The organism is Burkholderia thailandensis E264 (genome assembly GCF_000012365.1).
In the GTDB taxonomy this organism is placed as follows: domain Bacteria; phylum Pseudomonadota; class Gammaproteobacteria; order Burkholderiales; family Burkholderiaceae; genus Burkholderia; species Burkholderia thailandensis.
The window spans coordinates 1,681,084-1,706,693 of the sequence record NC_007650.1; the positions used below are offsets into that span (position 1 = coordinate 1,681,084).

15 protein-coding genes and 2 pseudogenes are annotated in these 25,610 nt (G+C 66.1%); 8 read left to right on the forward strand and 9 right to left on the reverse strand.

Translation table 11 applies throughout. From position 1 onward, the window contains the following. Positions 1-12: 12 nt before the first annotated feature. Both BTH_RS07315 and BTH_RS07320 read left to right on the forward strand, forming a co-directional pair. Positions 13-921: a bestrophin family protein gene (locus BTH_RS07315; protein WP_009897204.1), complete on the forward strand. Its 909-nt coding sequence runs from the start codon at positions 13-15 to the stop codon at positions 919-921. Positions 922-938: 17 nt separating this feature from the next. After that, positions 939-1,220: pseudogene (locus tag BTH_RS07320) on the forward strand (YiaA/YiaB family inner membrane protein); the annotation flags it as partial. Between the two features lie 159 nt (positions 1,221-1,379). On the opposite strand, the gene BTH_RS07325 reads toward BTH_RS07320, so the two are convergent. Both BTH_RS07325 and BTH_RS07330 read right to left on the reverse strand, forming a co-directional pair. After that, a complete protein-coding gene (locus BTH_RS07325) occupies positions 1,380-2,693 on the reverse strand; it encodes an Nramp family divalent metal transporter (protein ID WP_019256156.1) in 1,314 nt (437 codons plus the stop codon). A 108-nt stretch (positions 2,694-2,801) separates the two neighbouring features. Continuing rightward, positions 2,802-4,058, reverse strand: a complete 1,257-nt coding sequence (locus tag BTH_RS07330) for an oxalate decarboxylase family bicupin (RefSeq protein ID WP_009897208.1) — start codon at positions 4,056-4,058, stop codon at positions 2,802-2,804. A gap of 293 nt (positions 4,059-4,351) precedes the next feature. On the opposite strand from BTH_RS07330, the gene BTH_RS07335 reads away from it, so the two are divergent. Beyond that, positions 4,352-5,953 carry an ABC transporter substrate-binding protein gene (locus BTH_RS07335; protein ID WP_009897210.1) on the forward strand — a complete coding sequence of 534 codons (1,602 nt, stop codon included), beginning with the start codon at positions 4,352-4,354 and terminating at the stop codon, positions 5,951-5,953. Between the two features lie 91 nt (positions 5,954-6,044). On the opposite strand, the gene BTH_RS07340 is transcribed toward BTH_RS07335, so the two are convergent. The 3 genes from BTH_RS07340 to BTH_RS34345 all read right to left on the reverse strand — a co-directional run bounded on the left by BTH_RS07340 (position 6,045) and on the right by BTH_RS34345 (position 10,712). Continuing rightward, on the reverse strand, positions 6,045-6,650 hold the full coding sequence (locus BTH_RS07340) for a 2OG-Fe(II) oxygenase (RefSeq protein ID WP_009897211.1): 606 nt from the start codon (positions 6,648-6,650) through the stop codon (positions 6,045-6,047). A 116-nt stretch (positions 6,651-6,766) separates the two neighbouring features. Further along, positions 6,767-10,165, reverse strand: a complete 3,399-nt coding sequence (locus BTH_RS07345; protein WP_025404191.1) for an autotransporter domain-containing protein — start codon at positions 10,163-10,165, stop codon at positions 6,767-6,769. Between the two features lie 370 nt (positions 10,166-10,535). Further along, complete coding sequence (locus tag BTH_RS34345; protein ID WP_009897214.1) at positions 10,536-10,712, reverse strand: hypothetical protein; 177 nt, start codon at positions 10,710-10,712, stop codon at positions 10,536-10,538. A gap of 821 nt (positions 10,713-11,533) precedes the next feature. Here BTH_RS34345 and BTH_RS34995 point away from each other — a divergent pair. Continuing rightward, positions 11,534-12,013: pseudogene (locus tag BTH_RS34995) on the forward strand (hypothetical protein). Between the two features lie 311 nt (positions 12,014-12,324). On the opposite strand, the gene BTH_RS07355 reads toward BTH_RS34995, so the two are convergent. From BTH_RS07355 to tssI, 4 genes are all read right to left on the reverse strand, one after another. Then, on the reverse strand, positions 12,325-12,918 hold the full coding sequence (locus tag BTH_RS07355; RefSeq protein ID WP_009897217.1) for a hypothetical protein: 594 nt from the start codon (positions 12,916-12,918) through the stop codon (positions 12,325-12,327). A 9-nt stretch (positions 12,919-12,927) separates the two neighbouring features. Further along, complete coding sequence (locus BTH_RS07360) at positions 12,928-17,589, reverse strand: RHS repeat-associated core domain-containing protein (RefSeq protein WP_009897218.1); 4,662 nt, start codon at positions 17,587-17,589, stop codon at positions 12,928-12,930. 51 nt (positions 17,590-17,640) lie between these two features. Next, entirely contained in the window at positions 17,641-18,081 is a 441-nt protein-coding gene (locus BTH_RS07365) for a DUF1795 domain-containing protein (RefSeq protein WP_009897219.1), read from the reverse strand. Positions 18,082-18,187: 106 nt separating this feature from the next. Then, positions 18,188-20,173, reverse strand: a complete 1,986-nt coding sequence (gene tssI / locus BTH_RS07370) for a type VI secretion system tip protein TssI/VgrG (protein ID WP_009897220.1) — start codon at positions 20,171-20,173, stop codon at positions 18,188-18,190. Positions 20,174-20,524: 351 nt separating this feature from the next. Here tssI and BTH_RS07375 point away from each other — a divergent pair, with 351 nt between their 5' ends. From BTH_RS07375 to BTH_RS07390, 4 genes are all read left to right on the forward strand, one after another. Beyond that, positions 20,525-21,691: a hypothetical protein gene (locus BTH_RS07375; protein ID WP_025988604.1), complete on the forward strand. Its 1,167-nt coding sequence runs from the start codon at positions 20,525-20,527 to the stop codon at positions 21,689-21,691. A 709-nt stretch (positions 21,692-22,400) separates the two neighbouring features. Continuing rightward, entirely contained in the window at positions 22,401-23,291 is an 891-nt protein-coding gene (gene sapR / locus BTH_RS07380) for a sap1 transcriptional regulator SapR (protein ID WP_009897226.1), read from the forward strand. 20 nt (positions 23,292-23,311) lie between these two features. After that, positions 23,312-23,881 (forward strand): D-alanyl-D-alanine dipeptidase, encoded by a 570-nt coding sequence (ddpX, locus tag BTH_RS07385; protein WP_009897228.1) that lies wholly within the window; start codon positions 23,312-23,314, stop codon positions 23,879-23,881. Positions 23,882-24,003: 122 nt separating this feature from the next. Further along, a complete protein-coding gene (locus BTH_RS07390) occupies positions 24,004-25,605 on the forward strand; it encodes an ABC transporter substrate-binding protein (RefSeq protein ID WP_009897230.1) in 1,602 nt (533 codons plus the stop codon). The last annotated feature ends 5 nt before the right edge of the window (positions 25,606-25,610 follow it).

Genomic DNA, 25,610 nt, shown 5'->3' on the forward strand with positions numbered 1-25,610 from the left:
CGCGAGGCCCGCATGATCGTCAGACCGCGCGAGCACTGGTTCCGGATGCTGTTCGTCTGGAACGGTTCGGTGCTCAAATCGATTCTGCCGCAGCTTGCGCTGATGAGCGCCGTGAGCGTCGTCGCGCTGCTGACGAACGGCCGCATTCTCGGCGAGAAGGTGCCCCTCAATCCGACGCCGTTCACGCTCGCGGGCCTCGCGCTCGCGATCTTCGCCGCGTTTCGCAACAACGCGAGCTACGACCGCTACTGGGAGGCGCGCAAGCTGTGGGGCGGCGTGCTGACCGCGGCGCGCGCCCTGACGTCGCAGGCGCTCGGCTACGACGCGAGCGCCGACGGCGCTTCGTTCGCGCGCGCAACGGCGGGTTTCGTCTATGCGCTCAAGCACCAGTTGCGCGGCACGGACCCCGCCGAAGACCTGCGCGCCCGCCTGCCCGCCGACTGGCTCGAGCCCGTGCTGGCCGCGCGCCACCGGCCGGTCGCGATCCTGCACGCATTGCGCGGCCGGCTCGCCGGCCGGCATCGCGGCGGCGCGCTGACCGACACGCAGCTGTGGATGCTCGACGCGCAGCTCAACGAGCTCGGCGCGAAGCTCGCGGGCTGCGAACGGATCGCCTCGACGCCGATTCCGTTTCCGTACCATGTACTGCTGCACCGGACCGTCTATGCGTATTGCGTGATGCTGCCGTTCGGGCTCGTCGACTCGATCGGCATCGCGACGCCGTTCGTGTCGGTATTCGTGTCATACACGCTGATCGCGCTCGATGCGATTGCAGGCGAGATCGCGGAGCCTTTCGGCGACGGGCCGAACCATCTCGCGCTCGATGCGCTCGCGCGGCAGATCGAGCGCTCGCTGCTCGAACTCGCCGGCCTGCCGCTGCCGGACGAAATCCGCGCCGGGCCGAGCTACCGGCTGTCGTGACGGCGGCGATGCGCATCGCCGCGGTATCGCTGCAAAAGAGCGTGCGCGACCGCCTCGAAGGCCTTCGGGTCACGGGCCTCTACTACGGTCTTGCGTGGGCTTCGGTGATCCTGCCGATCGCGCTGCTCGCGATCGGCCTCTTCAACGCGACGCTGATGCCCAGCGAGAAAGGCTTCTACGCGATGTCGTTCGCGCTCGCGCTGTCCGGCTCGGTGGCTGTGCAGAAAAACACGCGGGACCTCAAGGCCGCGGGGCGCGGACGGGCCGAAACGGAAATCGTCGCCGATGTCGCGGAATAACGGGCACTAGAACGGTCACTGGCACCTGCGCCGCCAACCGGCGGTTCGCGCCGGCATGCGGCGCGAAACCCGGCGCGGCGCTTGCCGTCGCTCCGCGGCGCGCCGGCCGCCCGCGCCGCTGGCACCAAACGCGCCGCCCGCCGTCGCTCGCGCGTTCGCTCAATGGAACGCCGCCCAGATCAGATACCCGTTCAGCGCGACGATCGCCGCGGCCGCCGCGCTTGCCACGACCCGCATCGGCATGCGCAGCGCATGGTCGCCGAGCACCGCGCGCCGGCTCGACAGCAGCAGCAGCGCGGCCATCGGCAGCGGCAGCACGAGACTCAACGCGACCTGGCTCAGCACCATCGCGCGCGTGACGTCACAGCCGAGCGCGACGATCGCGAACGCGGGCGCGATCGTCGCGAGCCGCCGCACCCAGATCGGCACCTGGCGCCGCAGGAAGCCCTGCATCACGACCTGCCCCGCGAGCGTGCCGACGACGGAGCTCGACACGCCGGACGCGAACAGCGCGACGAGAAAGAGCGCGCCCGCCGCCGGCCCGAGCAGCGGAATCAGCGTGTGATAGGCGTCGCCGATGTCGGCCATGCCCGGCATCGTCTCGTGGAACGCGGACGACGCCATCATCACCATTGCGATGTTCACGAAGCCGGCGACGCCGAGCGCGACCGCCACCTCGCGGTTCGAGAAGCGCAGCAGCAGCCTGCGCTCGCGCTCGTCGCGCGGCGCCGTGCGCCGCTGCGTGAGGCCGGAGTGCAGATAGAGCGTGTGCGGCATGATCGTCGCGCCGATGATGCCGACCGCGAGCGTGAGCGCCGCGCCGTCCCGCAACTGCGGCGCGACGAGATGATAGGCGGCCGCATGCCAGTCCTGCGGCGCGATCAGCAGCTCGCCGAGATAGCTCGCGCCGATCACGCCGACCAAGGCCGCGATCGCGGCCTCGAGCGGCCGGAAGCCGCGCTTTTCCAGCGTGAGGATCGCGCAGGTCAGCACGGCCGTCGCGCCCATTCCGACGATGAGCGGCAGATGGAACAGCAAGCCGAACGCGAGCGCGCCGCCCAGGAATTCGGCGAGGTCGGTCGCCATCGCGGCGATCTCCGATGCGACCCACATGCCCCAGACGACGGGCTGCGGGAAATGCTCGCGGCACAGCTCGGCAAGATTGCGGCCCGTCACGATGCCGAGCTTCGCCGACATCGCCTGAAACATCATCGCGATCACGTTCGCGGCGAGCACGACCCACAGCAGCTCGTAGCCGTATGCGGCGCCCGCCTGGATGTTGGTCGCAAAGTTGCCGGGGTCCATATAGCCGATCGACGCGATCACGGCCGGCCCGACGAACGGCAGCGCGGCCGCGACGCCCTTGCGGCGCCCTTCGAGCGCGTCGCGCGCCGCGCGGATCGTGCGCGAGGTCACGTCGCCCGCCGGCGCGAAATCGCCGGCGGATTGGCTCATCGTGGTTGAGGAAAGCATGATGGGTATCCGTTCGAGTGCTGAATGATTCGACATGCGCGGCGCGCCCGGCCGCCGAGCCCGCGGCCGGGCGACTGCGGCCGGTCCGGCCGCTCGCCCGCCGCGCGCTTACGCCGGCACGACGTCCGGCCGGTTGCGCGGAAAGCGCGCGATCACGTCGGGCGCGACGTTCAGATGCGCCTCGACGAGCTGCGGCGGCGTATGCGCGAGCCAGTCGGACAGCGACACCTCCGCGTAGCGATCGGCCTTGAAGATCTCGAGAAACACGAGATCGGTCGTGCCCGTGTTCTGCACGTAGTGGCCGAGGCTTTTCTTCACGTAACCGACGTCGCCCGCGCGGAAGTCGGCCGTCTGCGCCTTCGGGCCGGTGTCGAACACCGTCATCCGCGCATCGCCCTGGATGTAGTACTGCCACTCGTCCGCGTTGGGGTGCCAGTGCAGCTCGCGCATGCCGCCCGGCTTCACCGTGACGAGCGCGGCCGCGATCGTCTTCGACACGTCGAAGTTCGTGCTGTCGACGATCCGCACTTCGCCGCCGCGTGTCTTCACGTTCGGCTTCATGTCGCCCATCGAGAAGATGAACGGACGCTTCGGCGCGCCGCGCGACGACGCCGACGCGCGCTGCGCGGCGGCGAGCGGCCCGGGATCGTCGCCCTGGAAGATCCACAGGTTGTCGAGCGGAATGTTCCGGAACGCGCTGGCAGGCACGCCGAAGTTCAGCGCGAGCACGTCGGGCGGCGTGTGCGCGATCCAGTCCGTCACGAGCAGCGTGTTGAATTCGGACGCACGGCCGTTGTCGAACGCAAGCAGGAATTCCGCGCCGTCGACGCCGAGCCCCTGCAGCGAATGCGGCAGCCCGGGCGGGAAGTACCACAGATCGCCCGCCTTCACGTCCTGCACGGACGGCCGCCCCTCCTCGTCGAGCACGGTGATCCGGCAGCGGCCGTCGAGCATGAACGCCCATTCGGCCTGCTGGTGCCAGTGCATCTCGCGAATGCCGCCGCGCGTGAGCCGCATGTTGACGCCGGAAATCGTCTCGGAAATCGCGAAATCGTCCTGCGTCACTTCGCGCGCCCAGCCGCCGTTCTGAATTCGCTTGTGCGCATTATTGAACGATGCCCAGAAAATCGGCATTCCGTTAACGTCGGTGGCCGGCGGATTCTGAAACGAAGGAAATTCCTTCATCAGCGCCGGATTTCGCGGCCCGGGATCGGTCAGGCTCTGCGGGTTGCGCGCGTTCACCGCGCCCTCGGGCGGGCTGTCCGGATTGCCGAACGACGCGGCCTTCGCGGAAACGGCGATGCCGGCGGCGGCGAGCGCGCCGGCCGTGCCGGCGAGCATCTTGCGTCGGGACAGATTCGTCATATTCACCTCTTCGAACATTTCGATAAAAAAAAGACCCCTCCGGAATACCGATTCGATTTTCTTCAAATCGATATCCCGCCACGCAAGTTAAATACAAACCACCCAAAAAATTAAATGACTTGTTAATATGAATCGATGAATTAATCTGATTCCCTTTAAATTTGTAATCTTCAAATGCGCGGGCGGCGGGCCTTGCCGCGGCGCAACAGGGCCTCGCGCCGGGACGGCCGAGGTTTCTGAAACGCGCCCGGCAATGAGAGAATCGGGCTCGATACCTTTCCGACGGAGTCCCGATGAAGCTCTTGCTGTCCAAGCTCGCGGCGAGCGCCGCGCTCGTCGCGCTGCCCCCCCTGCTGGCCCCCGCGTTCTGCGCGCACGCGGCCACGCCGCCCGGCATCTTCGTGATCGCGACGCAGCTCGGCGAATTCACGACGCTCGATCCGGGCGAGATCTACGAGCTCGTGCCGTCCGAATACGTCGCGAACACGTACGAGCGGCTCGTGCGCGTCGATCTGCGCGACCCGTCGAAGTTCGAAGGCCGGATCGCGCAGTCGTGGAGCGTCGGCGCCGACGGCCTCACCTACACGTTCAAGCTGCGCGCGGGCCTCAAGTTCCACTCGGGCAATCCGGTGACGGCCGACGACGTCGCGTGGTCGCTGCAGCGCACGGTGCTGCTCGACAAGGGGCCGGCCGGCGTGCTCGCGGACCTCGGCCTCACGAAGGACAACGTCGCGCGGAAAGTGAAGCGGCTCGACGACGTGACCGTGTCGATCGAAACCGACCGCAAGTACGCGCCGAGCTTCGTGCTGAACGTGCTGAGCGCGGACCCCGCGTCGATCGTCGACAAGAAGCTGCTGCTTTCGCACGAGAAGAACGGCGACTTCGGCAATGCGTGGCTGCGAAACGCGGATGCGGGCTCGGGCCCGTACCAGCTCGTCAAGTGGACGCCGAACGAGAGCCTCGTGCTGCAACGCTTCGACGGCTACCGCACGCCGTATCCGATGAAGCGCATCGTGCTGCGGCACGTGCCGGAAGCGTCCGCGCAGCGCCTGCTGCTCGAGAACGGCGATGTCGACGCCGCGCGCAACCTGAGTCCGGACAGCCTCGACGCGCTATCGAAGGCGGGCAAGATCCACGTCGCATCGTGGCCCGTGTCCGCGCTCCTGTACCTGAGCCTGAACACGAAGAACCCGACTCTCGCGAAACCCGAGGTGCAGGAAGCGATGAAGTGGCTCGTCGATTACGACGGCATCCAGCGCAACATCGTCAGGACGACGTACAAGGTGCACCAGACCTTCCTGCCGGACGGATTTCTCGGCGCGCTGAACGCGAACCCGTACCAGCAGAACGTCGCGAAGGCGAAGGCGCTGCTCGCGAAGGCCGGGCTGCCGGACGGCTTCGCGGTGACGATGGACATGCCGAACGATTACCCATACGTCGAGATCGCGCAGGCGTTGCAGGCGAACTTCGCGCAGGGCGGAATCAAGGTGAAACTGATCCCGGGCGACGCGAAACAGGCGATCGGCAAGTACCGCGCGCGCCAGCATGACATCTTCATCGGCGAATGGTCGCCGGACTACATGGACCCGAACAGCAACGCGCGCGGTTTCGCCTGGAATCCCGACAATTCGGACAACGCGAAGCACAAGCTGCTCGCGTGGCGCAACGGCTGGGACGTGCCGCAACTGACCGCGAAGACCGACGCGGCGCTCGCCGAGCCGTCGACCGCGAAGCGCGCGCAGGAATACCAGGCGCTGCAGAAAGCGGTGCTCGCGAATTCACCGTTCGTCATCATGTTCGAGAAGGTCGTGCAAGTGGCGACGCGCCCGGGCGTCACGGGCCCGGAGATCGGGCCGATCAACGATCTCGTTTCATATCGGACGCTGAAGAAGTGACTGCGTCGGCGTATGTGGGCGCACCGCGCGCTCGCGCCGGCCCGCGATCGCCGGCACGGCAGCGCGAGCGCGGGCGCCCGCATCGCGCGCGCTACGGGCGCCATTGCGTCTTGAACATCAACGTGATCCGCATCTCCGGGCACGCGCGCGACACCCCGCGCGCGACGTGATAGACGAAGCCCGGAAAAATCAGCAGCCGGTTCGGCTTCGGGTAGATCGCGGACAGGATGTCGGAGCGATCCTTGTTGAAGAGGACCGTCTCGCCGCCCCAATCAGGGTCCCAGCGCTCGTGCGGGTAATACACGGCCGTGCACGCGCCCATCGCGAGCGAATCGGCGTGCAACGCGCCGTCCGCGCCGTAAGGCAGCCCGTTCGCATAGCAGCTCTGCAGCGCATGCTGCTTCAGATGCGTCCGCGCAAGCCGCTGCCAGCACGCATGCAGCAGCGGGGCGGCGCGTGCGAGCTCGTCGTGCGCGCCGGGCCCGACGCAAGGCCGCGCGGGGTCCGTCGCGCCCGCGAAATGCCGGTTCCAGAACGGCTGCGTCTGCGCGCCGTTGTGCGAACGCCAGCCGTGGCTCCATTGACCCGAAGCCAGGAACCGGTAAATCCGCGCATGCTCGTCCGGCGGCAGCAGATCGTCGACGATCGTGATGTCCTGCCACGCGCCGGATGCGCCCCGCCGGGATGCAATGTTCATGTCGTCTCCGCGAATGTCGTTGATGGCGCGCCGCGTGCGTCCCCGAAACGGCCGTGCACACGGCGCACGATGTGCGCGGGATGCGGCCCTCGCTCGCGCCCCGCGTCACTCGTGCGTCAGAACTTCCAGTGCAGGCCGCCTTGCACCGCATGCTCCGACTGACGGCTCGCGAGCGCCCCGGAATAGCCGACGCGCAACAGCCCGTTCTTGCCGAGCTCGAGCCCCGCGCCCACGTTCAACACCGCCGCGTCCTTCGCAACCGGCACGCTCGCCACGATGAACGTATTGCTGCCCGTCGCGAACGCGAGCGCCCCGGTCGGCTGCCCGTCCGTCAGCGCATGCTGCCAGCCCGCACTGCCTTGCAGCGTCAGTTGCAGCCGTGAGGTCAGGCCGAGCCTCGTCTCGCCTCGCACCCCGAGCGTCGAGAACGTCACGTCATGATTGCCTTCCTGCACGCGCAACGCCGCCGCGCCGCCGGTTTCGGTCGTCCCCTCGTTCTTCAGATGCACATAAGCGATGCCGAAGAACGGCTCGACCGTCGCGGCGCCGCCGAGCGCGAGCTGATAGCCGGCCTCGCCGAACACCTGTGTCGTTTCCGCGTGCAGCGTCGTCGTCTCGCTTTCCGCAACCGTGCCGTATTGCACCGCGCGATCGACGCCGCCGCGATGCCACGCATGCGCCGCGCCGACCCGCACGCCGAGCGCGCCGGGTTGCCATCCCGCGTATGCGCCGAGCTGAAAGCTGTCGAACGACGCCGACGACGGCTGATTCCTCAGGTTCACGCCGGTGTGGCGATAGCCGGCGAAGCCGCCCGCGCGCACACCGTCGAGCACCGCTGCGTCCGCGCCGGCGAGCAAGCCGCCCGTCGAGCTCGTGTAGCCGTTGACGTCGCCGCTGCCGCGCGCGCCGCCCCACGAACCGAGCAGCCGCGCCCACGCGCCGGCGCGGCCCGGCTCGCCGCGCGCCGCCCACAACCGATCGAGCGCCGCGTCGCGCACTTGCCGGCTTTCGTTGACGAGCGCCGCGTAGGCGGCCGGGTAGATCTCGCCCGTCAGTTGCGAGAGCGTCGCCTGCGGCGCCTGCGCGGACGCAGCAAGCAGCACGCTGTTGTAGACCGCGCTGCCCGGATTCGCCGTTTCGAGCGCGTCGGCGACGCTGCGCTCGTTCGCGGTCCGCGCGACGCTCGCGAACGGCGTCGCGTTGCGATCGATCGTGAGGCTCACGCTCGTCGGGCCATACGCCAGCACCGGATCGACGAACAGATAGCCGCCCGGCGCATCGAAGCGGCCTGCGACGCCGCCCGCCGCATTCAGGATCTCGAAGCGCCGGCCGAGCACCGAGCGCGACTGGTCGGGCGTGAGCGGCGGCGGCGCGTTCTCGAGCGCGAGCGTCAACGCGCCGCCGTCGATTTGCGCGCGCCCGCCCGCGACGATCCGGTCGCTCGCGCCGCCCTGCGACACCTCGACCGCATAGGCCGAGCCCGGCGCGAAACGCACGTCGCCCGACACCGTCAGCGTGCCGACCGAATGTCCGGGCGCGACTGTGCCGTTCGCGGCCGCCGTGAGCGTGCGCACCGTGCCGTTGCCGTTCACGATGCCGCCGTTGCCGACGGACACGTTGCCGCTCGCGCCGTCGAGCGACGCACGGCCGCCGTCGACCGCCACGTCGGCCGTGCGGCCCGTGATCACGGTAACGCCGAGCGCACCGACCGCGACGTTGCCGCTCGTGCCGCCGAGCGAAGCAAAGCCGTTCGCGACGCGCACGTCCGCCGTCGTGCCGGTCACGGCCGCCCGGCCCTGCCGGTCGACCGACAGGTTCGCGCTCGTCCCGGCGATCGTCGCCACGCCGCCGTCGACCGCGATGTCGGCCGCGCGGCCGGTCACCGTGAGCCGCCCCGCCGGATTGACGACGGCGCCCGCCGCGATCGATCCGTCGATCCTCAATTCGCCGCCGTCGACCGTCGTCAGCCCGCGATAGGTGTTCGCGCCGGCGAGCGTCAGCGTGCCGCCGCCCGACTTCACGAGGCTGCCCTGATACTCGCGCGCCTGGTACGCGGCGTCGCGCGCGACGCCGAGCGCATAGTCGATCCAGTCGCCGTCGCTCGCTCCCGCAGGCAGTCCGCGCTCCCACCCTTTCGTCTTCAGCGTGTCGAGCCATGCGCGGTGCTCGGCATCATCCTCGAGCTTGCGCGCGGCGAGCGCGACGTCAGAGATGTCGTTCGACCAGACGTCCGCGACACCCGCGGGCAGCGCCGCATGGAACGTGCCGAGCAGTTGGCCGGGGCCGTTCATCGCCCGGCGCAAGTCGACGAGCCCCCAGCCGCCGAACCCGTTCGGCACGCCCGACGCGCCGGGCTTCGCCGGGTGCACGGGCGAGAACAGCCCGTTGTTCGTGTAGTCAGGCCGGCTCGGGTCCGCCTCCATGTTCTGCGCGGTCGTGAACAGCACGGACAGCGCCTGCTCGCCCGTCATGTACGGAAAGCGCTCCATGATCAGCGCGAGCGCCGCCGACGCGTGCGGCGCGGCGGCCGACGTGCCGTTGAAGTTCGCGTAGGTCGCGCCCGTCGGCGCCGCCGCGCCGCCGGAGTACGACGTCGACGGCACGCCCGTGGGCGCCATCACGCACCACCACTTCGCGACCCCGCATTTGTTGTAGACCTGGCCGCCCAACTGGTCGTAGCCCGTCGTCGTCATCCAGTGCCCTTCGAGCTCGGGATGGAAGTACGGATACGCGCCGCGCAGGCTCGCGTTGTCGTAGCCGGTATTGCCCGAGCTGAAGTTGTTGATCACGCCGTCGCGCGACACCTTCGCCGCCGCGTCGAGCCAGGTGCCCTGACCGGTCGCCGTGCGCACGGCCTCGTGCAGCTTGTATGCGTCGGTGAGTGTGTTCAGGGTGCTGTAGTTCTCGTTGGCCGGCTGCGAGCCCCAACTGTTGCTGATGATGCGCACGCCTTTCGCGGCAAGCGCATCGTAGACCTCGGAGAAGTACTTCGCGTCCGACGCGGGAAACTTCGGATCGGACACGCCGAACCGAAAGCCGTCCGTCGCGTTCGTGTTGCCTTCGAACACCGTGGCGTCCGGCGCGACGCCGTGCATGCCGACACCGTCGCGCACGCCGCCGACGACGCCGCTCACCAGCGTGCCGTGATTGTTGTTGTTCGCGTTCAACACGCCGGACACGCCTGCCGCCGTCACCGGAACGAAGCGGCTGCCGGGCAGTTCCGGATGCTGCGCGTAGTAGCCGGAGTCCAGCACGCCGATCGCGACGTTCGCGCCGGTATGGCCGGCCGCGTATGCATACTCGGCGTGCATCGCGCCGAGCCCCCACGCGTTCGTGAATTCCGGCGTGCGCCAACTCGCCGGATCGCCGCGCCGGCCCGGGTCCTGGTAAGGCGCGGCCTGCGTCCATCCGGGGCGGGCGGCGACCGCGGCGGCGGCGGCGACAACCACGGGCGCGAGCAGCGTCGCTCCGCGGCGCTTCATCGTTTTCTGTTTATTGCGCCGGGCCATCAGCACTCTCCTCGCATTGCCGATTTGCTCGTGTTTCCGATATGGATCATCGATTTCTTCTCCTTTTTATTTATTGGCGGCCCAATTGAGCCGCCTCACTCTCTTTGCATCTGCATGCGACATGTCGTCGAACGGCCCTCTCCTCGCGGCCGCGACGGCGCAGCCGCTGCGCCGCGCGCACGGCCGGGAGTGCGCAGCGCAGCGTCGGATCGCCTGCGCGCCCATTCCTTTGGAATCGGGCGATCAAGCGACCGCGGATTTTAATGAATATGTAACTGATGCGTAATGCGACAGAAATGAAACACGAACAAAATCCCCGGTGCAATACGTCGCGCCGAGATTTGTATACATGGGAAGGTCTAATAATAAGCAGGTTCTATGAATTCAGAAACTCGATAGCACCCGTTGCCGAAGTATGCGATGCATCGAAATGACGTTCCTCGCCCGAACGCGTCGTCGCGTCGTAGACGAAGTCGCGCAAGGCCATCGAACATGCGACGCCATGTTGGCCATTCGGCGCGGAGCCTTTGCTTGCCTGGGTGAAATGCGCCATTGAAGCATCGATGAGTTGTCTCATGACCGGGACGAGCGAACGCGTGCTCCGAGCAACAATTCTGTTCTTCAGTCTGTTCTGGTCGAGTTTTGAGACAGGCCTGGGTGAAAGATGCGATCGGCAACCGATGTTTTTGCGGCGACATCAGACACGCGCGCCCGATACTCCACAGCGCGAGTCGATTTCTCTCCGCTGCTCGGGGAATCTATTTTCAGCAGCGTTATCCGCCAGATACGGCTTTCCAATTACACACGTACAGGCGGAAATTATTTTTACAATTCCCCCCAAATTCCATCCAACTCATTCTCACATTTAAATACTAAAAATCAATCTCGATGAACAGCCCCTCTTGCACTCAAAATCGCCGTTCATTGCGAGTCTTTATCAGCATTCATCGTCAGAACGGATTACGGCCTCCCTTAAAAAAGACCGAGCCGCGCCGCTCCTTTCGCCCGCCACCCGCCATTCGCCAAAGGCGTGTCATGGGGCGCCCATACGAGAACACGTGGCGCGTAGGCGATCACGACGCCAATCTCAATGGGAAGCGGGCCGACCTAATCGAGGCGAAGTGAACCGGTAAGAACGGTATTGCGAAAGAGTCGCCCCCTATATTCCCGAGCACGAATTCCACAACGAGCCCCAAATTTTCGATCAGGCGGGCAAGCTGCTCGAGCTCAATGCCACTTCCGGCGAAAGCGCGGTTCGTTATACAGTGTCGAAGGCAGAAATCTTACGCAGCAATCCGTGCCGTATCTCCGACAGAAATGCAGGACGGACATTGAAGCGCCTGGCATTTACCACGAAAAAGAATGTGAGGGTGTATGAGCGACTTCATCAAGATTGCAAGGATTGCAGCGGAAATCGACTGGAAGTGGGACGGCGAGTGGTGGATGAGCGAGGTCTCTCGGCTGGGTTTCAAGCAAGAGAAATCCAGCGCGGGCCTGGAAATTCACTCCGATCCTGAGGGCAATGCGTAGCGAGCCTGCATCAAGGACGGAAAGATACTCTTTATTGAAATCACATTTAAAAAATTCGTCGATGTCGAATCGCTGTCCGTATCTGAGTACGAGGACAAGGTGGATGAATTTTTCGCCAAGTTCGAAGCGGCCGTTGCCGAATTGACGCCTGCGATCGGCAAGCCGGACTTCTCGGACGGCGCCGCGGCGAACGGTTTCCCCGACGATCAAGAGGCGAATTGGCTTGCGCTGTGGCGTGTCAAGAACGCGCGCCTGATGCTGGAGCAGAAGCACGAATCCCGAGAATTTCCATTCCGGCTTTGTTTCGTGATCGCGCCTGTCTGATCATTACCGGAGAACCGTCGCCGCAGCTTCCGCAAGGCACGCACAATCGCTCGTATGCGCTTACGGATGGCTGTTATCCGTTGGGAATGACCACATGGCGCGTCGTTCGGCGCGGAACGCGATGCGGCGAGTTGCGGCGAGTTGCGGCCCCGGCGTAGCACCCGGTTCGGCCACGCCTTCATTCGGCCACGCCTTCAAGTTGCGCGAAGCTTCGGCATCCCGGTTTCACCTTGCTCGCCGCGCCGAGCGCAGCGGCCCCGTCTCGCATCAGGCGAAACAGGCCACGTGGCCGGATGCGTCGCCGTACATGCTCAATCCACAATCACCATGCCCGGAATCTTTTCCAGCAACGGCCTCAAGGCATCCCGGTCGACCTTGTATTCCTTGGCAAACACCTCGGCATCCCCAAAAATCGCGTTGCACCGCGGGGAATTGTTCGTATAGACGCCCATTCGAATCCCCATGTCGGCCGGCCACGCCTGCGAAGTGACATAGTCCCTTGCGAGATACGGGTTGACGATCGTAAACCGCGGCCATACCGGGAACCCGATTCGCTCGGGATCGCATTCGAAGACCCGTGAATCGCATACCTTCGCCTGTGAAAAATCGCAATCCAGCGCCTTGCCCGGCAGCGATTCGCTGTTGTTTCCGAAATCGCATCCGATGAAAGTACCGGTGAACTTCACGCCATTGAAGATCACCCGGTCGAACTGGAAATTCTTGAGCGCCTTTCTCTGGTTGAATACGCCGCCGACCATCTCGGTATTGCTGGCGATCAGCGAACGAGTCGTGCAGTCGGAATTGATCGTGCAATTCTCGAGCCTGAGGTTGGGCCCGAGCGTATGCACCTCCTTTGCATCCAGCTCTATAACCGAATCGCTGATGACCTGATTCCTCAGCTTCATTCCGCCTTCCTAGAAAGTGATCATTCTGAAAACAACATCGGACATCCGCATCGCGTGCGCATCCATGTTGCTCTTGCTACCCGACATGATGTCATAACTCAACCCCGTATTCGGATCGACCGCATCGACTCCCACGCGATTCCAATCCAGATCCATCCCCGCGATGTCCGGATCGCTCTTGACCTGGGATTCGATCCAGCGCCCCTTGGCCTGCTGCTGAAGCAGGTTCGCGCGCCAGTATTCGCCCGATGCTCGAGCGCTTTCGATCGCATTGCTTTCCGCCGGCGTGAGATTCGACGTGTTCCAGCGGGCAGCAGCGTTGTCCGTCGCATCCTGGAGCTTCTTTCCGATCGGGTCCGATTCCGGAATGACCTCCGTCGGATTCTTGCCTTTCGGGACGTTCCAGCGTTGACCGTCGTAATCGATCTGCTTGTTGCCCGCCCGATGGTTTCTCACCGTATCGTATCCCTGCAGACCGAACGGATCGCCCCACTGCATCGGATCATGCACGTAAGCGTGCGTTCGCAACCCGCCCGCCAGCCCCACCGGATCGGCGCTGAGATACTGGCCGGTCGATGGGTCGTAGTAGCGGTGCAAATTGTAGTGCAGCCCGCTTTCCTCATCTGCCCACTGCCCCGGGAATCGCAATTCGCAGTCTGGCGGATCGAATTCGTCACTATCCCGATGCCCCAATCGCAATTGCTCTCGCACCGCGCTACGAAGCGAATCACGCCCGTCGTCGCCGGCCGTGTCGCCCCATGCCGTCCGCCGCGCGCGCCACAGCGCCCTGCCGTCGCTGCTGTACAGCGTATGCGGCGCGCCATTGGGATCACAGGCGAGCGGATACCACTCGCTCGTTTGCGGATCAGGTTGATCGTCGAAGCGCAGCCGTTCCTGAGCAAGCGGTATGTGGGTGCTCGGCCGATAATGCCAACGCTGGATATCGTGCCGCGATCCGTCGCGCTCGTCATAGGTTCGCCAGGCCTCGATCATTCGGCTTCCGCACCACAAATAGGCGGCACGCTTCAAACGGTTCCGGCGGCCCCCATGCGTGCAAACCTTGCTGATGCGCCGGCCAAACGCGTCGTAGCGATACGCCCAGCGTTCGCCGCCGGGTGTCGTCACTTCTCTCAGGCGGTCGAAATCGTCCCAGCGATACCGCCATGAGCGCGGACGGAAGCCGTCGCGCAGTTCGGTGCGCGCGACCATGCGCCCACGCGCGTCGTATTTGTAGACGTTCGGCCCCGCACTGATCAGTTGATCGCCCAGGTAGTCATGCGTGCGGATTTCGCCGCCATCGATCTGCTGCTCGACCACATGGCCGAGCGCGTCGTATCGGTAACGCTCCCGAGCGCTTCGACTTTCGGTGCGCTCGTGGTAAGCGTCGACCATCTGGCCGCGAGCGTCGTACCGCCAGCGGCCCGCTTCGACAGGCAGGCCCTTGCGTTCTTCCTGCATGCCGACGCAGTGGCCCGCGACATCCCATTCGTAATGCCGGGCGCGCTGCGGGCCAAAGGCTTCGGGCGCGACCTCGTCGTGCCAAGGCAGCGCCCCGAATACCTGCGAGGTCAATTGGCTTCGCGCGTCATGCGCCTGCCGTTGCGCAAAACCGTCCGGATAGCGATCCGCCCATTCCGGTTGCCAGTTCCGCCGTTGCTCCGTCGGCAAATAGCGGCGATGGCTTTCCCGGCCGAGCACGTCGTAGCCGAAGCGGAATTGGTGGCCGTTGCTCTCGATCACGTCGAGCTGGCCGGCGAGATCGTACTGCCAACGCGTCTGCCCGCTCGGCGTACCGAGCGACGCGGGCCGCCCCATCACGTCATATTCGTAACGGATCGCCTGCCCGCTCTGGCTTTCCTCGATCAACCGGAATGCGTCGTCGTATTCCAGGCATACGTCGTTGTCGGCCCGCCACGCATCCGCGTCATCGCTACGCTCCCAAACCTGGGCTCGGGTCAGTTGCCCGCGCGATCCCCAAGCGAACGTATGCTTCTGCAGCGGCCCGGCAAGGGAAATCAACCGGTCGTATGCGTCATATTCATAGCGCAGCACGACGCCGTCCGGCAGATGCTTCTCGGTGACCTGCCCTAGCCGGTTACGCACATATCGCGTGCAGCGCCCGCGCCAATCCGTTTCGGCGATCACTTGTCCCGCGGCGTCCCGCTCCAACGTCCATCGCTGCCCCAGCGCGTTCGTCACACCCGTCAGGCGGGCAGTGCCATCGCGATGATATTGCGTGACCGCCCCCGACGGGTCCGTGACGCTCGCCAGCAAATCGAATGCGCCCCACGTATAGCGGATGCCATGTCCCAGCGGATTCACCGCCTCCCGCAACATGCCTTCCGAGTCATAGTGAAAGCGCGCGATTGCGCCGTCCGGGTACGTCACGCTGCTAAGCGCTTCGCGCGGATTGGACGGGCCCGGCTCATAGCCATAGACCGTCCGATGACCGGCCGCATCGGTTCGGCTCCTCAGTCGGCCGTATCGATCGCGGTCGAGATGGGTGTGCCGGCCGAGCGGATCGGTCCATCTGTCGGGACGCCCTGCTTCATCATGGCGCCATGCGTACGTCGCGCCATCGGGATCAGTCCGGCTGACGAGCAGGCCACGCGGGTCGTATCGAAAACGCGTCTCGCCTGACGGCCCCTCGAACGCCACCAGATTGCCCTCTGCGCTGAAATGCCAGCGCAGCGCGCCGAACGGATCGGTTCGCTCGATCAACTGCCCGGCCCCATTCCATCGATATCGACTCTCCCGTCCGTAGACGTCGATGACTTTCACGGGGCGACCGCGCGCGTCGTAACGGTACTGGCTGACTCGGCCGATCGGGTCCGTCCGCGCGCTCAGCCAGCCCCGCTCGTCGAAACTGGCATGCATCACCCGGCCCAGCGGGTCCTGCGACCGAATCAGCCGGTTCTGCGCATCGAACCAGCGTTGATGCCGGTGCCCGAGCGCGTCGATGTACGTCGTCCGCCGTTGCTCGTCGTCATACTCGAAGCGATCGTCGTACAGCGCGGTATTCGTGCGCGTGGCGATCACCCTTGCCCGCTCGTCATAGCGCAGCGCAACCTCGGTGGCGCCGCTGTCGCGCCAGTGATTGAGCCAGCCCTCGTCGGTATAGCCGAAATGAAATTCGCCCTGGAAGCGGCTATGAACGTCGGTGAGGCGCTTGCCGTCGAAACGATAGCGGACCAGTTCGCCCTCCCCGCCCGGCCGCTCCGACACGCTCTGCAACAGCCCGCGGGAATCGCAGGTGACCCACAGCGTCATCCCGCCGCTGTGCCGCACCGTGCATAGCCGGCCGAGCGCGTTGTACTCGAAGTCGATCGTGTTGCCGTTGCGGTCCTCGATGCGGGTCAGGCGGGCGACGTCGTCCTCGGCATGCGCCGGCTCGAAAATCAGCGATTGCTGCGAGCGCTCGTCGAAAACGACGGCCCGCGCGCGATTGCCGTGCAACGCGTAGTGCGGCGCCCAGAAGTTGATCGCGTTGAACGGCTCGTGCGGAACCGGATACACGAGTTGCTGGCCATCCGCGTCGAAGAACGTGACGGTGGCCGGGCCGTCCGCCGGCCGCCGATATCGCAGGCGCTGCGACCAGTTGCTGATCCACCTGTCGCCGAGCAGCCCCTCGACCGGCTGCCGCCCCGCGTACGCACGGGAAATCGTGAGCGGCAGCACGTGCGGCCACGTGAAATCCGTCCGGTAGTCGGCGTAATCGCCCGTCGCCATGTCGATCGGCTCGCCGAGCAGCTCGCGCAGCACGCCGTCCAGCAAGCCGCCTTCCTTGGTCGCCGAACGCATCATGATGACGTCGGTGGCCGTCAGCACCAACTGCTCGAGAAGCGACACGTTCGCGTCGATCTTGCCGAACGTGCCGGTCGTCTCGTCCGCGCTGATCGTCGTGCAGCCTTCCTGAATGACCGCCGAGCACGTGATCTTGTGGCCGATCCGCGCGAGCGGCAGGCCGTTGACGGATACGGTCAGGCTGCCCTGCGCGATCTGCGGCGGAGGCGTGCCGGGGTCCTTGCTGCATGTCACCGGGTCGGTCACGCGGGCAACCCGCGCCCCTTCGAACGAGACGTTGGGCGAGCCGTCCGCGATCGCGCCCGTCACCGAGCCGGTATGGCCGATGCCCTTGGCCACCGCCGCGCCGACGAATCCGCCCACCGCGCCCGAGACGAACCCGACGACGAACGGGCCGGCCGCCGCGATGGCGACCGCGGCGGCGCCGCCCGTCGCCACGATCGCGGCCGCCGCGGCGGCAATGGCCACGCCGACCGCGATCCCCGCCAGCAGGCCGGTCAGCGCGCCGATGAATGCGTTCTCGTGGACGATCTTGTGTCCGACGCGAGCCGGCGCCTTGCCGGGCTTCGCGACCGCCGGAAGCCCCATCTTGCCCAGCACCCATGTGACCGGGCGGTCCGCGCCGACCGCCTCGGCGAGCGCGCCGCCGAGCATCGCGCCGCCAAGCGGCGCGATCACGCGCCCGGCGAAGCACTGGAACGTGCCGGCCGCCCACGCGCTCGTCCCGGCCGCCGTGACTTGCGCCGCGTTGATCGCGAGCCCCATGTTGGACACCGTCTGCACGGCGTCCGCATTGCTGCCTCGTTGCGCTAGCGCCGCGAGCTTCTGCCGGCTGTCCGGCGGCGCGCTACTCTGCACTTCGCCCATGAGATCCAGCTCCTCGCCAAGTGACCGGAAAAACGGCGTCGCCCCGCGGCATCACGAAGCGGGAAGTTGCGCGCTCCGGTGAAATCTGAAGCTCGCCAACGCCGCGCCGATCGCGTCGCGAACGCCGTCCGGCAGTCGGCCGGGGCTCGTGTAGGTCAGCGCCAGCACCAGCGGCGCGTCGAGAGCGATCACCGCCATCTGGTGGATGAGCAGGTCGTCCTTGTTCCAGGTAAAGGCGAGAAACTGGCAGGGCCGCCCGTCCAGCACGCCCGGCTCGTCGCGCTGCATCTGCAGACCGCTCAGTTCCTTCCGGTATTTCGCGCGCTGCACGTCGACGTAATCGGCGAACTCGACGCCATAAGGCAGCTCGTCGCGCGTCAGCACGAGGTTGCTTCCCGTCACTTCCGCCATGGCCGGCAGCAACGCATTGACGCTGCGGTCCAGCCACTGGCCGGGCAATTCCAGATGTCCTTCGTTGACCGAGTAGCGCATGTCAGGTCTCGATGTCGATGTCGATGTGGCGCGTGCCGACGCACGCGGAAAAAGGCCGTCGCGACGGGCGCGGCCATCCACAGCCCGCGGCCCGCCGCCCGGGCGGTCAGCTCTTCGAATTCAGCCCGATATGCGTCGGGCCGCTGATCTCGATCGTGCCGTCCGCCTTCAGATGGATCACGCTCGCCCCCACTTCGATGACGATTTCCGTCGCCGCCTTGAGATGGATCTTCCCCTGGCTCGACTGGATCTCGATATCTCCGACGGTGCCGGCGGCGCCCGGCTGCGGCCCCGTGGTCGTGATCGACGCGTTGCCGCCGATGACCTGGGCATGCGTGCCGGCGACGTTCTGCTTGTGCGCGCCCTTGATGGTCTGCGTATGGTCTGCGCCGATCGTCTGCGTGCGCGCGCCCGTGATCGTGTGGGTCTGCGCGCCGCCGATCGTGACGATCTCGTCCGCGCCGATCGTCTTGGTCCGCTTCGCGCCGACGGTGTGCGATTCGTCGTGCTCGACCTCGATGCGCTGATTCCTTTCCGCATGCAGCCAGATTTCTTCCTCGCCCAGCTTGTCCTCGAAGCGAATCGCGTTGGCGTTCTCGGACGTCCCCTTGTGCGAGCGCGTGAGGAACCCGCTTTGCGTCGCGCCCGCCGGCAGCGCCCACGGCGGCATGTTCTGCGCGTTATAGACGCTCGATAGGATCAGCGGGCGATCCGGATTGCCGTCGAGGAACGTGACCACCACCTCGTCGCCGATGCGCGGAATCTGCACCGAGCCGAACCCGCCGCCCGCCCACGGCTGGCTCACCCGCACCCAGCACGAACTGCCTTGATTGCGCTGCCCGATGCGGTCCCAATGAAACTGGATCTTCACTCGCCCCAGCGCATCGGTATGAATTTGCTCGCCCTTCGGCCCCACGACGATCGCGGTCTGCGGCCCCGGAATGACGGGCCGCGCATGCGCGAGCGGCGGCCGAAACGGAATCTTCTTGCGGATGCACTGGAAGCTGGCGTGGTACGACCCCGATCCTTCGTTAGACTGATAATTGTTGACGCCATGGTGGCGGACATTCGTCAACAGGAACTGGCGGTCATGCATCGGGCCGTTGTCGTGATCGTAATGCGCGCTCAATTCAAAATAGCGGCCCGGCGCGAGCGTCCTGCCGGTGCTCGTGCCCGAAAAGGTCTTGCCGCTCGCGGCGAGCGATTCCAGCCTGAATCGCGCCAGTTCCTCGCCCCGGTCGGTCGAATCGAAACCATGCAGCCCGACGTAGTCGTAGATTTCATACCGCTCGACCTCGCCCTGATTGAAATCCGACTCGCCCGATACGTAGCGGCGGGCGGCAGGCACTTTGTAGTCATAAGCCTTCATGCTGACAGCGCCGGACATGAGTTGCCGCTGCGCCGCCCATTGCGTGACCACCGCTTCGTCCTCGAGAATCTCGCCGCTCGCATACCGCAGCGACGGCAGCCCGTCGATGGGCTTTGCACGGGTCGAATCGTCGTCGATGATCAGCTTGTGTCCGTCCTCCGCGTGCTCGAAATAGAAAAAGAGCCCTTCCAGCTCCATCAGGCGCAGCACGAAATTCAGATCCGTCTCCCGGTACTGCGTGCAATAGCTGTACGGCTTCAGCGTGCGGCCGGCGCGGAATTCGTAGGAAGCGAGCGCCGAATATTGCGAAAACACCTCGTCGAGAATGTCGCGTGCGCTCTTGTCCTGGAATATTCGCGAATCCACCCGTCGCGACAGCATCCATAGCCACGGCTGCACAGTCGCGCTATAGGTGGCGAGCCCGCCGTCGGCGCCGGTATGCGAAAACTGCGTGACGTAACCGTGAAAATGCCGGGCGGAACCGCCGACGATCCCGCCTGGGGGCTGAAGGGATATCGTGACGGCCTGGCCGATCATCTGCTTCAGTTCGATCGTCGGATCGCGCGACGCAAGCCCCAGCCGCATGTCGAACAGCACCGACAAGCCCTCGCTGCACTGGAAATCGCTGAGCACCAGCTCGGCGCGCCCGGCAAGCGGCGTCTTGATCGTCAGCAGGCGGCTGTTTTGCAGACTCAGGAAACCCGCAATATCGGACATTTTCATTATCGCCCCCGGGACAGCCGATTAACGACGGCCTATTTAAGACGGCAAATCATAGCGCACGGCAACGCCATTGAAACGAGATTTAAATAGCGCCTTTTCACTCAACTTCCCCGATCGATCGCGCCGGTAAATTTGACGGAATTCGATCTCGCAAATACCGCGGGCGAGTAAATAATTCAAGCGCGCCCGTTATCTCGAAATCCCTGATTTGGCGGTCTATTGCGGCGGATGCGATACCCCCACTGGCCTTGTGATGCGCGGCGGATTATATTGACGCCGCGCGATGCCGATGATTATCGGGTTATCCGAGAACGGAATCTCCCTCACTCGAATACGGAATACGCGAAGACCATGTCGAAGTCACCTGCTTTTTGGGAGCCGTATTGCCATCGCTCGGAGGCGGAATTCCACTTGTCGAATTTCGCCGCGCGGGTGCTCGGGCGCCATGCCGGCGTCGTGTTCTTCGACGGCATCGACGCGGCCCGCCTCAAGCAGGCGATTCCCGATGCGCACGGCGACACGCTGGATCTCGTGGCGGCCGTCGTCAGGCCGCCGCTCATGCCGATCGAGCCTGCCGAAACGCTCGGCGCGCTGACGCTCGAGCAGCTCTCGCGCGAACGGGGGCAACGCATCGCGGCACGCGCGCCGTCGGCGCGGCCGTCCCTGCCGGCGCAAGGCACCGCGCACGCACGGCGTTTCATCGAAGCGCACAAGACCGCGTTCGACGCCGCCGTCGGCGGCGAAACGTTCGGCGTGCTGGCAGGCGCCGTGTCGGTCGCGGCGATCGTCGGCGGCAGCATCGCGCTCGCGCCGGTGCTCGGCGCGGCGGCGGACGCGGCGTCCCTGCTCCTGCTCGCCGAAGACGGCTCGATGCTGCGCTACGAACTCAAGGGCGACGAGGTGCGCAAGAAAAAGCGCGAGACATCGTGGCATTGCAAATTGACCGAGACCGTCGGGCCGCTGCTCGTGCTGGCTGATCTGGCGGTCAGCGGCATGCGAACGCTCGCGTCGCCGCCGAAGGTCGCGCGGGAAGCCGGCGAAGCCGCCGAGGAAGCGGCCCAGGCGGCGAAGCGGCTCGCGACGCCACGCCACGCGTCCGACGCATTCAGGCGTGCCTCGCTCGACAATCCGGACCGCGCGGCGCGGCAAACGGGGATGCACGCAATGCAGACCGAAACGAGCAGCCTGGCGGCCGGCGTGCGCCGCGCGCAGCAAAAGATGCTGGCCGCCCGGCGAGAATTGCTGCTGCTGCGCACCATCGAAGCGCCCGCCCATCTCGCATCGATCTACGGCGCCGGCGTCTACGGCATGGACCCGCCCGAAGCCGTATCTCGCAGCACGAACTGGCTGCGGCAACAGAGGGACGAGCCGCCGCCCGTGCACCCCGATCACCCCGCGCATCTGCTGATTCCGCAGCGTCCGGCCGTCGACGGTTCGAGCGGCGCGCCCGCGATGCAGCTTCACGTTGCTGTCGGCCATCGTCCGCGCGCGGCGCCGGCCGCGCCGTCGGCCGCCTGACCGGTTACGCCGAGCACCCCGGCGATCGGCCGCGCGGCGCGCCGGGCGGCCGTCGCGGGCGGCGCGCTTTTCATCGGCGCGGGTTCCGCACCGACCGATTCAGGGCTCGCCCGGGTGCTCTTCGGGTTCGCCTTCGTCAAACTGCGTTGCCGCTTCACCGTTTATCGGGCGCAGAAACAAGTGCGCTGACTCGACCCGGCATCATTGCCGCACGAATGAGAACCGTCGGCCCGGCGCGATGCGTGACGCATGACGATCGCGGTCACGCGCCAGTGGGCCGATGCCGTTCCGGGCCGAAGGGCGGGCGCGCGCGTGCCGCACCGCATCGATCGCCGCGCCCTCGCGATGATCGCCGGCTCGAAGCGCGCCGCGCATTTCAATCGGCTCGCGTCGATCGCGCACGCATGACGTTCGAGCGCGCGACGCGCACTGCGGCGTTCGTCCGCTTCGCGTGCGCCGCTCTCGATCGGCCGGGCCGATCCGGTCGCCTCGCAAGCCGATGCCGGCGCATCCGCTCCGAAACCATGCTGGCCCGACCGCCTTCGCTCTTCGACTGCTCTTCCGCCAGGACGGGCGTGAACGCGCGAGCGGTCGAATTCGCTATCGCCGGTTCATAACGATAGATTTTTGGGTATGGCGCGCATTATTTTGTCTTTGTTAGATGGATGTCACTTTCATCAACATCGACAGCGAGCTAACACGCGCGTCCATGCCGCCCGCCTTCGTCCAAACCGTCGAAACCCGCTTTGCCGAGCTCACGCCCACGGCGAAGCGCATCGCGAGCTACATGCTCGCGAACCTGGAGCGGCTCGGCCTCGAAACCGCGGATCAGATCGCGCGTCAGACCGGCACGAGCGGCATCTCGGTCGGGCGCTTCCTGCGCAGCGTCGGCTATCGCAATCTCGACGACCTGAAGCGCGAGCTGCGCGGCGCGACCGAGCGCTCGTGGATGATCACCGACCGCCTCGACGAATATCGCCGCATGACGGCCGCGAGCGCGCCGGCGCGCGATGAAGCCGCGCCGAGCGACGCGCCCGGCCCGCTCGACGGCGCGCTCGCGCGCGAGCTCGATGCGATCCGCCACGTGTATCAGCTCGCGCGCTCGCCGGCGTTCGCGCAAGTCGCGGATCGCGTCGCGCAAGCCGACGCGGTGTTCATTCTCGGAATCCAGTCGACGCGCGGGATCAGCAACGCGTTCCACAGCTATCTCGAATACCTGCGCCCGCGCGTGTTCTACTCGGATGGGATGTCCGGCTCGTACGTCGATTCGCTGAACGCCGAATTCGCCGATCCGTATTGCATCGTCACCGATACGCGCGCGTACTCGCGGATCGCGCGGCGCTACTGCGAGGCGGCCGTCGCGCGCGGCGTGCGTTTCGCGCTCATCACCGACGTCTACTGCCCGTGGGCGCGCGAGCTGCCGTGCGACCTGCTGCAGGTGAGGACCGACGTCGGCCAGTTCTGGGATTCGCTCGCGCCGCTCACCTGCCTGTTCAACCTGCTGATCAGCGCGGTCGTCGACCGGCTCGGCGACGCGATCGACGCGCGCGTCGCCCGCAATCGCGAGCTGCAGCGCGAGCTCGATCAATTCGAACCCTGAAGCCGCAGGAGACGCCGCCCTTGAAGACTCCCGCCCATCGCCTCGTCGAGATCACGCCGCGCACGCACGGCGTCGACGTCGATCTCGCCTACGCGACCGACCGCAATCTGACCGGCAAGCCGATCTACCGGCGCACGCACTGTCTGCTCATCGAGCCGGCCGAGGCCGCGCTGCGCCGCGCGGTCACGGTGGCCGCGCAGATCGGCCTGCGGCTGCGGATCTACGACGCGTACCGGCCGCCGCGGGCGCAGCAGGTGCTGTGGGACTTCCTGCCCGATCCGGCCTTCGTCGCCGATCTCGGCCGCGGCTCGAACCACAGCCGCGGCGCCGCGCTCGACCTGACGCTCGTCGACGCGAATGGCGTCGCGCTCGACATGGGCACGGGCTTCGACGACATGGTCGCCGCGTCGAATCATTTCCACGACGGCCTGCCCGAGCCCGTGCAGCGCAACCGGCTGCTGCTGCTCGGCGTGATGCACGCGGCCGGCTTCACGCACATCGCGAGCGAGTGGTGGCACTACGAGTTGCCCGGCTCGCGCGCGCTGCCGCTGATCGACGGCGACGCAAGCGGACCGTGGCGGCTGATGTGACCGCCGCCCGCGTCGCTCGAGCCGCCGTCACGGTGCGCAACACGCCCGCCGCGCCCGGCGGGCATCCGGATGCGAGCCGAAACGATTGCCCCACTTCGAACCCTCTGCCTCATGGAGCGCGTATGAAACTGTCATTGCCCAAGCTCGTCACGGCGCTCGCCGCCGCTTCCGCGTTCGCGGCCGCGCCGGCCCCCGATGCGTGCGCGGCGCCGCCGAAAGACATGTTCGTGATGGCCACGCTGCTCGACGAATTCATCTCGCTCGATCCGGGCGAAGTCTACGAACTGGTGCCCGAGGAATACGTCGCGAATACGTATGACCGGCTGGTGCGCGTCGATCTCGCCGATCCGTCGAAGTTCGACGGCGACGTCGCGCAATCGTGGCGCGTGAGCCCCGACGGCCTCACGTTCACGTTCAAGCTGCGCGCGGGCCTCACGTTCCATTCGGGCAACCCGGTGACGGCCGACGACGTCGCATGGTCGATCCAGCGCGCGGCGCTGCTCGACAAGGGGCCGGCTGCGGTGCTCGCGGGCATCGGCCTCACGAAGGCGAACGCGCTCGCGAACGTGAAGAAGATCGACGACCTGACGGTCTCGGTGACGACCGACCGCAAGTACGCGCCGACCTTCGTGCTGAACGTGCTCGGCTCGTGGCCGGCGTCGATCGTCGACAAGAAGCTGCTGCTGTCTCACCAGCAGGGCAACGATTTCGGCAACGGCTGGCTGAAGACGCACGAGGCGGGCTCGGGCGCGTACCGGCTAGTCAAGTGGACGGCGGGCGACAGCATCGTGCTGCAACGTTTCGACCGCTACCGGCTGCCGCTCGCGATGAAGCGGATCGTGCTGCGGCACGTGCCGGAGGCGGCGAGCCAGCGGCTGATGCTCGAAAGCGGCGACATCGACGCGGCGCGCGACCTGAGCCCCGACGATCTCGCGGCCGTCGCGAAAAGCGGCAAGGCGAAGGTGACGCCCTCGCCGCAGGCGACGCTGCTGTACCTCGGCCTCAACACGAAGAACCCGACGCTCGCGAAGCCGGACGTGCAGGAAGCGCTGAAATGGCTCGTCGACTACAACGGAATCCAGAGCCACGTCGTGAAGACGACCTACAAGGTTCATCAGACGTTCATGCCGGAAGGCTTCCTCGGCGCGCTGAACGCGAATCCGTACAAGCTCGACGTCGCGAAGGCGAAGGCGCTGCTCGCGAAGGCCGGCGTGCCGAACGGCTTCACGGTGACGATGGACGTGCGCAACGACTATCCGTACACCGAGATCGCGCAGGCGGTGCAGGCGAACTTCGCGCAGGCGGGCGTCAAGGTGCAATTGATTCCGGGCGACAACAAGCAGACGCTCGCGAAGTACCGCGCGCGCCAGCACGACATCTACATCGGCGAGTGGTCGGCCGATTACATCGATCCGCACAGCAATGCGCAAGGCTTCGCATGGAACCCTGACAATTCGGATCAGTCCAGCTACAAGATGCTCGCGTGGCGCAACGCATGGAACATCCCGCAGTTGACCGCGCAAACCGACGCGGCGCTCGCGGAGCCGTCCGCCGCGAAGCGCGCGCAGCTGTATCAGGCGATGCAGAAGGAAGTGCTCGCGAATTCGCCGTTCGTGATCCTGTTCGAGAAAGTCGCGCAGGTCGCGACGCGGCCCGGCGTGAGCGGCCTCGAAGTCGGCCCGATCAACGATCTCGTGTCGTATCGCAATCTGAAGAAGCCGTGACGCCG

What these genes read in the sequence shown, in the direction of transcription:
- BTH_RS07340 (WP_009897211.1), bottom strand. Translation starts at nt 6,650, where the DNA reads ATGAACATTGCATCCCGGCGGGGCGCATCCGGCGCGTGGCAGGACATC.
- tssI (WP_009897220.1), bottom strand. Translation starts at nt 20,173, where the DNA reads ATGAAAATGTCCGATATTGCGGGTTTCCTGAGTCTGCAAAACAGCCGC.
- BTH_RS07315 (WP_009897204.1), top strand. Translation starts at nt 13, where the DNA reads ATGATCGTCAGACCGCGCGAGCACTGGTTCCGGATGCTGTTCGTCTGG.
- BTH_RS07375 (WP_025988604.1), top strand. Translation starts at nt 20,525, where the DNA reads ATGTCGAAGTCACCTGCTTTTTGGGAGCCGTATTGCCATCGCTCGGAG.
- BTH_RS34345 (WP_009897214.1), bottom strand. Translation starts at nt 10,712, where the DNA reads ATGGCGCATTTCACCCAGGCAAGCAAAGGCTCCGCGCCGAATGGCCAA.
- BTH_RS07330 (WP_009897208.1), bottom strand. Translation starts at nt 4,058, where the DNA reads ATGACGAATCTGTCCCGACGCAAGATGCTCGCCGGCACGGCCGGCGCG.
- BTH_RS07365 (WP_009897219.1), bottom strand. Translation starts at nt 18,081, where the DNA reads ATGCGCTACTCGGTCAACGAAGGACATCTGGAATTGCCCGGCCAGTGG.
- BTH_RS07335 (WP_009897210.1), top strand. Translation starts at nt 4,352, where the DNA reads ATGAAGCTCTTGCTGTCCAAGCTCGCGGCGAGCGCCGCGCTCGTCGCG.
- BTH_RS07390 (WP_009897230.1), top strand. Translation starts at nt 24,004, where the DNA reads ATGAAACTGTCATTGCCCAAGCTCGTCACGGCGCTCGCCGCCGCTTCC.
- BTH_RS07355 (WP_009897217.1), bottom strand. Translation starts at nt 12,918, where the DNA reads ATGAAGCTGAGGAATCAGGTCATCAGCGATTCGGTTATAGAGCTGGAT.
- BTH_RS07325 (WP_019256156.1), bottom strand. Translation starts at nt 2,693, where the DNA reads ATGCTTTCCTCAACCACGATGAGCCAATCCGCCGGCGATTTCGCGCCG.
- BTH_RS07360 (WP_009897218.1), bottom strand. Translation starts at nt 17,589, where the DNA reads ATGGGCGAAGTGCAGAGTAGCGCGCCGCCGGACAGCCGGCAGAAGCTC.
- sapR (WP_009897226.1), top strand. Translation starts at nt 22,401, where the DNA reads ATGCCGCCCGCCTTCGTCCAAACCGTCGAAACCCGCTTTGCCGAGCTC.